The sequence below is a fragment of the Rhodococcus sp. NKCM2511 genome (assembly GCF_014905595.1).
In the GTDB taxonomy this organism is placed as follows: Bacteria; Actinomycetota; Actinomycetes; order Mycobacteriales; family Mycobacteriaceae; genus Rhodococcoides; species Rhodococcoides fascians.
Window position 1 is genome coordinate 2,475,635 of record NZ_BNHJ02000001.1, and the last position, 12,523, is coordinate 2,488,157.

The 12,523-nt window shown below is 65.2% G+C and carries 12 protein-coding genes; 9 read left to right on the forward strand and 3 right to left on the reverse strand.

Annotated features, from left to right (window positions below; translation table 11 throughout):
• Positions 1-8: 8 nt before the first annotated feature.
• Genes JLZ96_RS11390 through JLZ96_RS11415 form a run of 6 tightly spaced genes read left to right on the forward strand, consistent with a single transcriptional unit; the run spans position 9 to position 4,671 of the window.
• Positions 9-374: a helix-turn-helix transcriptional regulator gene (locus JLZ96_RS11390; RefSeq protein ID WP_027495352.1), complete on the forward strand. Its 366-nt coding sequence runs from the start codon at positions 9-11 to the stop codon at positions 372-374.
• Positions 371-1,459 (forward strand): ACR3 family arsenite efflux transporter, encoded by a 1,089-nt coding sequence (gene arsB / locus JLZ96_RS11395; RefSeq protein WP_201010132.1) that lies wholly within the window; start codon positions 371-373, stop codon positions 1,457-1,459. Before JLZ96_RS11390 ends, arsB begins: the two co-directional genes overlap by 4 nt.
• Positions 1,459-1,881, forward strand: coding sequence for an arsenate reductase ArsC (locus tag JLZ96_RS11400; protein ID WP_201010133.1), 423 nt, complete (start codon positions 1,459-1,461; stop codon positions 1,879-1,881). The genes arsB and JLZ96_RS11400 overlap by 1 nt, the downstream gene beginning before the upstream one ends.
• A complete protein-coding gene (locus tag JLZ96_RS11405) occupies positions 1,878-2,294 on the forward strand; it encodes a low molecular weight phosphatase family protein (protein ID WP_201010134.1) in 417 nt (138 codons plus the stop codon). The genes JLZ96_RS11400 and JLZ96_RS11405 overlap by 4 nt, the downstream gene beginning before the upstream one ends.
• A 5-nt stretch (positions 2,295-2,299) precedes the next feature.
• On the forward strand, positions 2,300-3,355 hold the full coding sequence (locus JLZ96_RS11410) for an ArsO family NAD(P)H-dependent flavin-containing monooxygenase (RefSeq protein ID WP_201010135.1): 1,056 nt from the start codon (positions 2,300-2,302) through the stop codon (positions 3,353-3,355).
• Positions 3,352-4,671, forward strand: coding sequence for an FAD-dependent oxidoreductase (locus JLZ96_RS11415; protein ID WP_201010136.1), 1,320 nt, complete (start codon positions 3,352-3,354; stop codon positions 4,669-4,671). Before JLZ96_RS11410 ends, JLZ96_RS11415 begins: the two co-directional genes overlap by 4 nt.
• A gap of 3 nt (positions 4,672-4,674) precedes the next feature.
• Here the strand turns inward: JLZ96_RS11415 and JLZ96_RS11420 are convergent, their stop codons facing one another.
• The 3 genes from JLZ96_RS11420 to JLZ96_RS11430 all read right to left on the reverse strand — a co-directional run bounded on the left by JLZ96_RS11420 (position 4,675) and on the right by JLZ96_RS11430 (position 9,053).
• On the reverse strand, positions 4,675-5,421 hold the full coding sequence (locus JLZ96_RS11420; protein ID WP_201010137.1) for a sulfite exporter TauE/SafE family protein: 747 nt from the start codon (positions 5,419-5,421) through the stop codon (positions 4,675-4,677).
• 33 nt (positions 5,422-5,454) lie between these two features.
• Positions 5,455-7,116, reverse strand: coding sequence for an NTF2-like N-terminal transpeptidase domain-containing protein (locus JLZ96_RS11425; protein WP_201010712.1), 1,662 nt, complete (start codon positions 7,114-7,116; stop codon positions 5,455-5,457).
• Positions 7,117-7,223: 107 nt separating this feature from the next.
• The gene (locus tag JLZ96_RS11430; protein ID WP_201010138.1) at positions 7,224-9,053 is read right to left on the reverse strand and encodes a penicillin-binding transpeptidase domain-containing protein; all 1,830 of its coding nucleotides are present in this window, start codon (positions 9,051-9,053) and stop codon (positions 7,224-7,226) included.
• 91 nt (positions 9,054-9,144) lie between these two features.
• Between JLZ96_RS11430 and JLZ96_RS11435 the strand changes: the two genes are divergently transcribed.
• The 3 genes from JLZ96_RS11435 to JLZ96_RS11445 all read left to right on the forward strand — a co-directional run bounded on the left by JLZ96_RS11435 (position 9,145) and on the right by JLZ96_RS11445 (position 12,302).
• Complete coding sequence (locus JLZ96_RS11435; protein ID WP_032369511.1) at positions 9,145-9,690, forward strand: hypothetical protein; 546 nt, start codon at positions 9,145-9,147, stop codon at positions 9,688-9,690.
• A 133-nt stretch (positions 9,691-9,823) separates the two neighbouring features.
• Entirely contained in the window at positions 9,824-11,452 is a 1,629-nt protein-coding gene (locus JLZ96_RS11440) for an ABC-F family ATP-binding cassette domain-containing protein (protein ID WP_201010139.1), read from the forward strand.
• 64 nt (positions 11,453-11,516) lie between these two features.
• The gene (locus JLZ96_RS11445) at positions 11,517-12,302 is read left to right on the forward strand and encodes an alpha/beta fold hydrolase (RefSeq protein WP_201010140.1); all 786 of its coding nucleotides are present in this window, start codon (positions 11,517-11,519) and stop codon (positions 12,300-12,302) included.
• Positions 12,303-12,523: the final 221 nt, after the last annotated feature.

Sequence of the window (12,523 nt, forward strand, 5' to 3'; positions counted from 1 at the left end):
ATAGACCAATGTCGAATCAAGACCTGACCTCCTCGGCCGGCGCATGCTGTTCGCCGCTCGTCCACGAACCGCTGACCGTGGACTGGGCCGGGGATCTGGCCCGCATGTTCAAGGCGTTGGGCGATCCTGTGCGCCTGCGGTTGCTCAGCCTCGTCGCCAGCCATGCCGGCGGCGAAGCGTGCGTGTGTGACATCTCCCCCGCTTTCGACCTGTCGCAACCGACGATCTCCCACCACCTCAAGGTGCTCCGCGAAGCCGGGCTGCTCGACTGTGAGCGACGCGGAACCTGGGTCTACTACTGGGTCGTTCCAGCTGCCTTGCAACAACTGTCGTCGGTACTCACCGCCGCGGACCCCACGGTGGTCACGGTATGAGCACCACCACGGACACCGCCGTCGTCGGCAAACTCTCCACGCTCGATCGGTTCCTCCCGGTGTGGATCGGTGTCGCCATGGTCGTCGGCCTGATCCTGGGACGCATGATCCCCGGGCTGAACGACGCGTTGTCGTCCATCTCCGTCGACGGGGTGTCGCTGCCGATCGCCGTCGGCCTGCTCGTCATGATGTATCCGGTACTGGCCAAGGTCCGCTACGACCGCCTCGACACCGTCACCGGCGACAGGCGACTGCTGATCGGATCGCTCGTTCTCAACTGGGTCCTCGGACCGGCGCTGATGTTCGCTCTCGCATGGCTTTTCCTGCCCGACCTGCCCGAGTACCGGACCGGCCTGATCATCGTCGGCCTCGCTCGATGCATCGCGATGGTCATCATCTGGAACGACCTCGCCTGCGGAGACCGTGAGGCCGCGGCCGTGCTGGTGGCGATCAACTCCGTGTTCCAGGTCTTCATGTTCGCCGTCCTCGGATGGTTCTACCTCTCGGTACTGCCCGGCTGGCTCGGTCTGGAGCAGACCACGATCGAAGCGTCGCCGTGGCAGATCGCGAAATCGGTGCTGATCTTCCTCGGAATCCCGCTGATAGCCGGATTTGCATCGCGCTTCTTCGGTGAACGCGCCAAGGGCCGTGCGTGGTACGAGGAGAAGTTCATCCCCAGGATCGCCCCGTGGGCACTCTACGGGCTGTTGTTCACCATCGTCGTTCTCTTTGCGCTACAGGGTGATCGGATCACCTCACAGCCCTGGGACGTGGTGCGCATCGCGCTGCCTCTGCTGGTTTATTTCGCGGTGATGTGGGGCGGCGGTTACGCACTCGGTGCCGCCATGGGCCTGGGCTACGAACGCACTACCACCCTCGCATTCACCGCTGCGGGCAACAACTTCGAGCTCGCCATCGCCGTCGCCGTCGCCACCTACGGCGCAACGTCCGGGCAGGCACTCGCCGGGGTCGTCGGTCCGCTAATCGAGGTGCCGGTCCTGGTCGGCCTCGTCTATGTCTCCCTCGCCCTACGGAAGCGGTTCTCCCCCAGCCTTTCCACGACCACGTCATCGAAGGATTCCTGATGTCCGACACACCCAGTGTTCTCTTCGTCTGCGTCCACAACGCCGGTCGATCTCAGATGGCCGCCGGATTTCTGACCCATCTCGCCGGCGATACCGTCGAGGTACGTTCTGCCGGTAGTGCTCCCGCGGACACCATCAACTCGGCAGCGATGGAGGCCATGGCCGAGGTCGGTATCGACATCTCGTCGCAGTCGCCGAAGATCCTGACCACCGAGGCCGTCGAGACGTCCGACGTCGTCATCACCATGGGCTGTGGCGACGCGTGCCCGGTGTTCCCCGGCGTGAGCTACCGCGACTGGGCACTGGCCGATCCGGCAGGAAAAGGCGTCGAGGCAGTCCGTCCGATTCGCGATGAGATCAAGCGTCGAATCGAAGAATTGATCGCCGAACTGGTTCCAGCGAAGCAGAGTTCGGCGTCATGACGACACCCAGCGTGCTGTTCGTCTGCGTCAAGAACGGCGGCAAGTCACAGATGGCGGCCGGCCTGATGCGCCAGGCCGTCGGCGATTCGGTCGAAGTCCACTCTGCCGGAACGAAGCCGGGCGGAACGGTCAATGCACTCTCGGCCGAGGCGCTCCTCGAAGTCGGCGTCGATCTGTCGGGTGAAGTACCGAAACCGATCGACCCCGCTCTGCTCGCCCTTATGGACTACGTCGTCATCCTCGGCGGTGAGGCGAAGGTAGACGTGGTCGACGGCCCCAGATTCGAGAACTGGGACACCGACGAACCGTCCGAACGCAGTATCGACGGCATCGAGCGGATGCGTCTGGTGCGTGACGACATCGCGGGTCGCGTCGGAGAACTGGTATCCCGATTGCGCAGCGCGGAAACCTGATTCGAATGAACACCGAGGTGGTGGTGATCGGCGGCGGTCAGGCAGGACTGGCCGCCGGCTACTACCTGCGACGAGCCGGTCTGGACTTCGTCATCCTCGACAACCAGACGCACGCCGGTGGGTCCTGGCAGGACTACTGGCCGTCACTGCATCTGTTCTCGCCGGCCGAGTACTCGCGACTACCCGGTTGGCCGATGCCGGCGTGGCACAGCGGTTTTCCGCCGGCATCGCATGTGGTGGACTACCTGCGGGCGTACGAGAAGAAGTACGACTTGCCGGTGCACAGGCCCGTCGACGTGAAGTCCGTGCATCGTACGACCGAGGGCTATCGAGTCCACACCGACGGCGAGTCGTACGGTGCCGCAGCAATCATCAATGCGACGGGAACGTGGTCTCGGCCGTTCTGGCCGAGCTACCCGGGTATGCGCGAGTTCGGTGGAACCCAGCTGCATGCCGCTGACTACCGAACGCCGGGTCAGTTCGTGGGCAAGCGAGTAGGAATCGTCGGCGGCGGAAACTCGGCTGCTCAGATACTTGCCGAGATATCCACGGTCGCGCAGACCCTGTGGTTCACCAACCGCGAGCCCAAGTTTCTCCCCGACGACGTCGATGGTCGGGTGCTGTTCGATGTCGCCAGCGATCGGTCCCGCACTCTGGCGGCAGGCGGTCCCGATACCGGCGGGGTCGCCGATCTGGGCGACATCGTCATGGTCCCGCCGGTGCGGGAGGCCAGGGATCGCGGAGTGCTGCACGCCCGGCCGATGTTCACCGCGATCACCACCGACGGTGTCACCGACGGACAAACGACGGAGAAACTGGATGTAATCCTCTGGTGCACAGGATTCCGACCCGCACTGCGGCATCTGCAGCCGCTGCATGTGCACACCGAAGGATCACGAATCATGCTGGACGGCAATCACGTCCGCGGCGAACCGCCGCTGGTGTTCCTGGGCTACGGCGACTGGACCGGCCCGGCCTCGGCGACGCTCATCGGCGTCGGCCGGACCGCACGCGTAGCAGTGGACACTCTCGTTCGACGAGGAAAGGTAGATCAGTCATGAACGAATACCCCGTAGTGGTGGTCGGCGCAGGCCCCATCGGTCTCGCTGCCGCGGCGCACCTGACCGAAACCGGTTCTGCCGTCATCGTTCTCGAACGTGGACCGTCGGCCGGGTCGACGGTGTCCGAATGGAATCACGTGCGGCTGTTCTCTCCGTGGTCCGAGGTCGTCGACCCGGCTGCCGCCCGACTGCTCGAACCCACCGGTTGGACTCCACCGGACGGCGACACCTACGCCACCGGACGCGAATGGGTGGAGCACTATCTCGCGCCCCTCGCTGCTGTGCTCGGCGATACCGTACGAGTCGACTGCGAAGTGGTCGGCGTCGCCCGCCGTGGACGCGACCGCGTCGTCGATGCCGGACGCGACACCGAACCACTGTCGGTGCATGTTCACCACTCCGACGGCAGCGAGGAACGCATCCTCGCTCGCGCCGTGGTCGACGCGTCGGGCACCTGGGGATCGCCGAATCCACTGGGGAGCGAGGGACTTCCGGCCATCGGCGAGAAGGCCGCCGCCGACCGCATCGACTACCGAGTACCCGATCTGGCCGATCCGGCGATTCGCTCCCAGTTCGCGGGCAAACACACCGTCATCGCCGGTAGCGGCCACTCCGCGCTGACCGCCATCATCACCTTCGCAGAGCTCGCCGCCGACGAGCCCGGCACGACGCTCACTTGGGCCGTGCGTCGAGGCGTCACCGCGGAGGTCTTCGGCGGCGGTGCGGCCGACGAACTCGCGGCGCGAGGCGCACTCGGCCAGCGCGCGAAGAAGGCCGTCGACGACGGCTACCTCACCGTGGTCTCCGGATTTCGCACCGAAGCCGTTGCTGTGCAGGGTGATCGGCTCGTCCTCGTGGGTGACGGCGGCACCCGTATCGAGAACGTCGACCGCGTCGTCGCACTGACCGGGTTCCGTCCGGATCTTTCGTGGTTGTCCGAAGTGCGCCTCGATCTCGATCCCACTCTGCAGGCACCGAAGTTCGTCGCCGAACTGGTGGATCCGAACATCCACTCCTGCGGCTCGGTGTCACCACACGGAGTCGAGGAGCTCACTCAGCCCGAGCCCGGCCTGTACCTGGTTGGCATGAAGAGCTACGGCCGCGCGCCGACATTCCTGGCGATGACCGGATACGAACAGGTTCGCAGCATCGCCGCCGAACTGGCAGGCGACCACGAGGGCGCGCGAAAGGTGGAGCTGACGTTGCCCGACACGGGCGTCTGCGGTGGGGCCGGCCTGTTCGACGAGCCCGACGCCCCCACGACCGGTGGATGCTGCGGTGCCCCGGCGGCTCCGGAATTGATCGCACTGACCTGACTGTCAGCCGAATGCCTGGTACCCCAACCAGCCGGCGAGGCCGAGTCCCAGAATGCCGACGCCGACGCGGAGCACGATCGGCGAGATCACCTTGACGGTCGGTGGCCCGCAGGCACCGCCGACGAAGCAGCCGATTGCGAGAGCCAGAGCGGCCCACCAGTTCACGTGGCCGGAGAACGAGAAGATGATCGCCGCAATGAGATTGGCGATGCCGAGGAAGAAGCTCTTCAGAATGCTTGCGCGCCAAAACGTATCGGACGTACAGATCAGCGCCAGAGCCAGGAAGATAACCCCGGCTCCGGCTCCGAAGTAGCCCCCGTAGATGGCGACGGCGAACAGCGCCAGCGGGTACAGCGTCGGAAATTGCCTGCCGCCGGACAACGTTCGGATTTTCGGCTGCAGCAGCAGTGCAATCGCAGCCATCGCGACCAGGAAGGGCACGATCACTTCGAACGACCCCTCCGGGGTGACGAGCAACAGGATGGCTCCGGCCGTCCCGCCGAGCGCCGAGTAGATGGCGTATCGGATCAGCTGCTTGCCGTCCTTGGCGAGTTCGGCCGACGAACTCGCCGTGGCACCTACTCCGGCAGCGACCAGCGCGACGGTGTTGGTCACGTTCGCCGAGACTGCGGGGAGCCCTACCGCCAACAGCGCCGGATAGGACACGAGGGATGCGAGCCCGGTGACGAACCCGATGAGGCCGGCGAAGAACCCGGCCACCACCAGCAGTCCGAAATCGAGCACAGTCACCGAACAAAACTACCGTGCCTAACGATCGAGCCCCTATTCGACGGGGTTCGCCATCTCCTGCAGCAAGCGGCTCGTCATGCGCACTGCCTGATCTCCACCGTCGGCGTCCTCGATATACACCGCGAAGGCAACATCGCCACTGGTGGCGAGCACGAAACGATCGTCTGCGCTCTCGCCGGCAAATCCCTGCACGCCGTCGAACGTATCGAGACCACTGCTGTTCGACGATGCGGCCACGATCTCACGCAAGCGGGCTGCAGCGTCAGGGCCCATGGGCTCGGCTGCGCGGTTTGCTACTGCAGTCTGCCCGGCAACGATGGCCGGCGTGGGCGCGCTGCCGCGGGAGATCGCTGCTGCCATCTGAGCAAGTCCGAACGGTGTCACCGTCGCCTCGGCTCCGGATGCGGTGGAGACGTTCCGAATACCGTCGATCGCGCTCCGGCTGTCGGCGGGGGTGCCGGTGTAGGCGTCGAGACCGGGCATCGCATAGTGAATTCCCAGACCCAGGCGTGCTGCCGCGTCTTCGGCACTGTCGTCGCCCCGGTCGGCCTGTACGGCTTTGATCAATTCCGACGCGGTGCCGGCCGGATAGGAGCCGGCGAACACCACGTCGCCCTGCTCGTTGGCGTAACTGTTCTGTGCCGCACCGAGAATCGCCCCGGTCGACGTGGACACCGCCACGATCGACGCGGACGTACCCGCCATCACCACAGCGTTCTCGGCCGCGAGTTGGACGCGCGGATCGAGCGTTGCGTGCAGGTCCGGTCCGCCCGGTCCCTGGAATCCCACGCGTCGTTCACCGGTTCCGTCGACGGTGTAGGTGTCGACGGCCCAGCCTGCGGTGGCGTCGCGGCCGGATTGCCATGCGTCGCGGAGGGAGTCGAGCACCGGGGAGGTGATTCGACGGTCGTCGACGATGAGCTTCGGCTGCGGGGCGACCACCACTCCCGGCACCGCTCGCAGATCGTCCTCGAGAACGGCGAAGTCGTCGTCGCGCAGTGTCACTGCGGTGATCGGAGCTCCGTGGGCCGAATCGAGTTCCTTCAGTAGCGATTCGGAGGTGATCAGCGGCGCGACGACGTCGATGACATCGGCGAGTTGCTGAGTCGACGCCGCCGGATCACTCATCTGGGCGGGGTCGAGAGAGATGGCGTTGATGGTCCGCTCGCTCATCAGCACGTTGTTCGCGGAATCGAAGATCAACGGCGGAGCGGCGTCGGTGCGGGTGTAGCGAACCGACCCGCCCGAGGTCAGATCCGGAACGAGCGTTGCCGGATCCCACGCGATACGCCAGCCGACACTGAGCTTCTTGGTTGCGCCTTGGGCGCTGTACTTCCAGTCCTTGCCTTCGCCGAAGTTCCAGGCGGACGCGAGCGTGAAGAATCCGCTCTCGTCGGAGAGATCCATGTACTGCGTCAGGTCGAAGTCGCCCGTCGATCTGCCGTCGGCCGACAAACCGTCGAACATCTGATTCAGAGCTGCCGTCGCGGCGTTCGGGTACGTCGTCAGTGCGGCCGCCGCCGCGACATCGCGGTTGTCCAGCGCGTCGACGAATTTGGAGACCAGTACCTCGGCCTCGCTCGGTGGGCGGTCGACCATCCAGAACACGGCCGAGACCGACAGCGTCGCCGATGCTGCAACTGCGACGAGGTAGCGACCGCGGACCTTGCGCGGGCCACGACGGACACGACTCATAGAACTCATGAGTCACAATATTCACTGTAGTCACACGAGTAACAAGCACGGGATTCATACGAGCCGGTCACGATTGAGATACGGAGTGGTCCGTTTACCTCGCGCTGTTACCTCAGAAAGCGTCCTGCAGCCTCGATAGCGGGTGCCGAACTTCCTGCGTTGTTCACGAAGACCGCGAACGCGAGATCACCGGAGATTCCGACGAACCAGCCGTGCGCTCCTTCGTTGTTCGGCCCGAATTCGGCGGTTCCGGTCTTGCCGAGCAGCCCCGGAATGTCGTTCAGTGCCGTGGCCGTACCACCGGTGATGGTCTCGCGCATCATGGCCTTGATCTGCTCGGTGACCTGTGGGTTCACCGCTGCCGGCTGCATGTTTCCTACGCCGGGCTTACCTGAGACGACCGTCGGCGGGAGCAATCCGTTGTTCGCGATCGACGACGCGACCAGCGCCATGCCGAACGGTGACGCAGTCACCTGCCCTTGGCCGATGGCGGATTCGACGCGCTGCGCCGGGGTGTCGGCCGACGGCACCGAACCGGTGACGGTCGTCAGGCCCGGGGTCACGTAGTCGACGCCGAGGCCGTACTGCGCGGCCGCGTCGGTCAGACCGTTCGGCGGCAGGGCGACGCCGAGTCGGCCCATCGTCGTGTTGCACGATTTCGCGAAGGCAGTGTGCAGTGGAACGTCGCCGAGCGCGAAGTTGTCGTCGTTGGGAATCTGACGTCCCTCGATGTTCTCCGTCGCCGGGCACGGCAACACGGTGTCGGGGGTGACGGCACCGGATTGCAGAGCAGCCGAGGTGGTGACCGTCTTGAAGGTCGACCCGGGCGGGTAGAGACCGGTCAGAGCAATCGGGCCCTCCGCATCCGCCGCGGCGTTCTGCGCGACGGCGAGAACCTCTCCGGTGGACGGCCGAAGCGCGACGATCGCAGCCTGCTGCGGCACCGACGCCAGGGCGTTCTCGGCCTTGATCTGCAACGCCGAGTCGACGGTGGTCGCGATGTCGTCACCGGTGGAGGCATCGCGACCGGCAAGCTGGGTGACGGTGTTGTCGGCAGCGACCGATTGGATCGCCCAGCCTCGATTGGCCGCCTGCTCCTGTTCCCACAGCGACGTCAGGTCGCTGAGAACCGGCGAGACAAGATTGCGATCGGTGGCCAGCAGCCGAGTCTGTGGCGCCAGAGTGACTCCCGGAACGGCCGCGAGCTGCGCTCCGATGGGATCGATGTCCGCCTGACGGAGCGAGACTATGGTCGCCGAATTACCCTGTGCAGCAGCAACAGACGACGCAACAGACTGGGCGGTGATCCCCGGAACGACGGATCCGACGAGAGCGGCGACGGCCACCGGATCGGCCGTCGCATCGACGTTGACGAGGGTGACGACCTGCTGCGACATGAGCTCGCCGCCGTTGGCATCGAAAACCCTGGGCGCGACCAGCGCGTCGGTCGGGGTGAATCGGACCGAGGAATCGGCCGTCAGTCCGGGGACCAAGATGGCCGGGTCCCAGGTGATCTTCCACCCTTGCGGAGTCTCTGCTGCGGTCGCAGACGTCGTGTAGTTCCACTCTTTCGGCTGGCCGTCCGGTTCCGCCGTGCCGTCGGTGGTGGTCGAGAAGCGCCAGCCGGCGTTCAGCGTGAACGTGCCCGCATCCTCGTTCGCGTCGACAGCCTCGAAATCGGGAGTGGCCGTCACCGTTCCGCCGCCGGACAGCCCGTCGTACAGCTGGGTGAGCGCGGCGCCCGCGCCCGCGGGATCGGTCGTCAGCGCGGCTGCCTGATCGATGTTCGAGCTGCTGACGGCGGCCGCGAACTGCTCGGCGACCGTCTGCGGCTGATCGGGCCCACTGTTTCCGCAGGCAGCGACCACCAGGGCCAGCACGGACACGATTGCGGCCAGAGTCGTCGGTCTTCTCGTTGTGCGCACGGAGTCGATCATGCCCCAGGCCTCCGACGAATCGGCGGTGGCGCGAACCCGAGGTGGGGTGTAATCATGTAATCAGTATTACTGAACCTACAGAGGAGTCACCATGAAACCCAGTGGACGCTCGTTCGGTCGCCCCGGTGGCTGGCAGCACGCAGATGTTCCCGACGCCACCGATGCCGGCGACTGGTTCGGCGGCAGATTGCCCGACAGCTGGTTCGAGGGCACCGCGTCGGTCGAGGTGGATCGCGAAGAGATCGTTGTGGTCGGGACGTTGCCCACCGAGGAGGGCAGTTCACCTGCCGCCACCGAAGGCCGCATCGCCCGATTCCGAGAAGGCACACGGGCCGAGCGCATGCAGATTGCCGACGAGGCCGAGAAGCGCTACGGCCGCAAGGTCGCCTGGGGCGTTCGGACCGATTCCGAGGTAGTCCTGTTCACCCACCTGGCCGTCCCGGTCATGACCCGCCTGCGTCAGCCCGAACGACGCGTCCTCGACACCCTCGTCGATGCCGGAGTCGCGCGGTCTCGTGCAGACGCTCTGTCGTGGGCCGTGAAGTTGGTCGGCGAGCACACGCAGGACTGGTTGGACGAACTGCGCGGAGCCATGTCGACAGTGGACGAACTACGCAAGAAGGGGCCCTCGGTCTAAATCGCTTGCGGATTGCCCACGTTCGGCATTAGCGTGGAGATCGCCTTGTTGCCCACAGATTCGGAGAGGCCATTGCTCTTCCAAAGGTTCTAGACGCCTGCAGTTCGACCGCACGCACACCTTTGGAGCATCCATGCCTCATTCATCTTCCCTCTCTGTCTCCGATCTGACGTTCTCCTGGCCCGACGGCGACCCCGTGTTCGACGCGTTGTCGGCCATCTTCCCCAGCGGCACAACAGGTCTCGTCGGATCGAACGGTGCCGGAAAGTCGACCCTCCTGAGATTGCTCGCCGGAGAACTGACACCGCAGCGCGGTTCGATCTCGATGCCCGGCGTCCTGGGTTATCTCCGTCAGGACATCGCACTCGACCCCGAGCTCCCGGTGGATCGCGTGCTGGCCATCGATTCGGTCCGAAAGGCATTGCATCGCATCGAATCCGGTACATCTTCCGAGGACGATTTCGCCATCGTCGGATCGGCCTGGGACGTCGAGGAGCGCGCGCTGGCGTTGCTGAACAAGCTCGGGCTGGGCGGCATCGTCGGCTCCCTCGACGACCTGGATCGACCGGTCGGCACGCTGTCCGGTGGCGAAGCGATGCTGCTGGCTCTCACCGCGCAGTTGCTCGCCGAACCAGACGTACTGCTGTTGGACGAGCCGACGAACAACCTGGATCTCGTTGCACGAGAACGACTGTATGCGGCCGTGGACGGATACTCCGGGGTGCTCGTCGTCTGCAGCCATGACCTCGAATTGCTCGAGCGTGTCGATACCGTCGCCGAGGTCCGCGCCGAACGCAGCGGCACCTCCCGAGTACGCCTGTTCGGTGGAAACTACACGCACTACCGATCGGTGATCGACGCCGAGCAGGAAGCCGCGCGGGCGAGCATCCGAGACGCCAAGAACGACGTGCGCAAGCAGGAACGCGAATTGGTCGACACACAAATCAAACTGGATCGCAGGTTGCGCTACGGCAAGAAGATGGCGGAGCAGAAGCGCGTACCACCGGTCCTTGCGGGCCGACGCAAGCGGGCCGCACAGGAATCGGCCGGCAAACTACGCGGTACCCACAGCGACCGCGTCGACGATGCCCGAACGTCACTGTCTGCAGCCGAGGATCTCCTGCGCGACGACCGCGAGATACGCGTCGACCTACCCGCAACGAAAGTCCATCCGGGACAGGTAGTTCTGACTCATGACGACGTTCACATCGTCGGTCCCGAACGCATCGCGCTCGTCGGGCCGAACGGAAGCGGCAAAACCACCCTGCTGCGCAGTCTCGACGCCGCCGACGCCGAAGTGCCGTGGAAATACCTTCCGCAACGCCTCGACATCTTCGACGAATCACGCACCGTTGCCGAGAACATCGCCGACGTGGCACCGCACGCCACCGCCGAACAGATCCGTGGACAACTGGCCCGATTCCTCTTCCGCGGATCCGACGCCGATGCCGTCGTCGCCACCCTCTCCGGAGGCGAGCGACTGCGAGCCGCACTGGCACGAATCCTGCTGGCCGAGCCTGCACCGAAACTACTGATGCTCGACGAGCCCACCAACAACCTCGACATCACCAGCCGCCAACACCTCATCGACGCACTGAACACATTCGAGGGTGCGCTGATCATCGCCAGCCACGATCGCCCGTTCCTCGACGCGATCGCCCCTACCCGCACCATCGACCTGACGCCGATCGCCCAGCCCACCGAGTCGGCCGAGTCGGCCGAGTCGGCCGCGGAAACACCCACCCGGGAGGAGTCAATGTGACGTTCGGTGGCCTTTTCGGGGGTCAATGTCACGTTGAGTGGACGTCCAGGGTCAGAATCGGAAGGTGGAATACGCCTCGAATGCAGATGATGGGACGCAAATCGCATACACGGTGGTGGGGTCCGGGCCACCGTTGTTGATGGTGCACGGCAGTTTCCTGACGCACACGATTTGGCGGACGTTCGGATATGTGAAGGCGTTGCGCGGGACTCGGCAGCTCATACTGGTCGACAGTCGCGGTCATGGCCGCAGCGAGAAGCCCCATACTCCCGACGCCTATGCCATGGCCAATATCGTCGGAGATCTGACGGCGGTTCTCGACGCGGTCGGCGCTCCGACCGTCGACTATCTCGGCTATTCGTTCGGTGCGCGGGCCGGTCTCGCGTTGACGGCGGCGAGGCCCGAACGCGTGCGTTCACTCGCGGTGGGCGGCGGTAGTCACGGCGCTCAGGCGGGAGCGTTCGACAGGCTCTTCTTCCCGGGCTGCGCGGACGTGTTGGAACGCAGCGGCATGGACGGGTTCCTCGAGGCGTGGAACGCGCACCGCATGTTCCCGATCGACCCGGGAACACGAGCGGTGTTCTCCGCCAACGATGCTCAGGCCATGGCCGCGTACATCCGCGCATGCGACGCCGATCCCGGCCTACCCGACGACGTCCTGCAGCACTTCACCCCACCGTCGCTGTTCTACGTCGGTAGCGAGGATCGAACCCGGCTGGGCGACACCCGTGCCGCTGCCGCCCTGGTGCCCGACTCCGAACTGCACATCGTTCGCGGGTTCGACCATGCGACGACGATGGCCGCATCGGCCGAGGTGCTCGATTTCCTCGAGCGGTTCTGGAGCAACTGAGCTCAGTGTCCACAATTCGCGTCGAGAATCGGGATCCCGCCTCCAGCAGCCAATAATGGGCGCTCACGTCACCTACGACAACCGACCCTGCCGGCCCCACCCACAACTGATCTGAGCGCCCACAATTCGCGTCAAGGATCGGGATCCCGCCGCGAGCAGCCAATAATGGGCGCTCACATCACCTACGACAACCGCCCCTGCCAGCCCCACCCACAACTGGT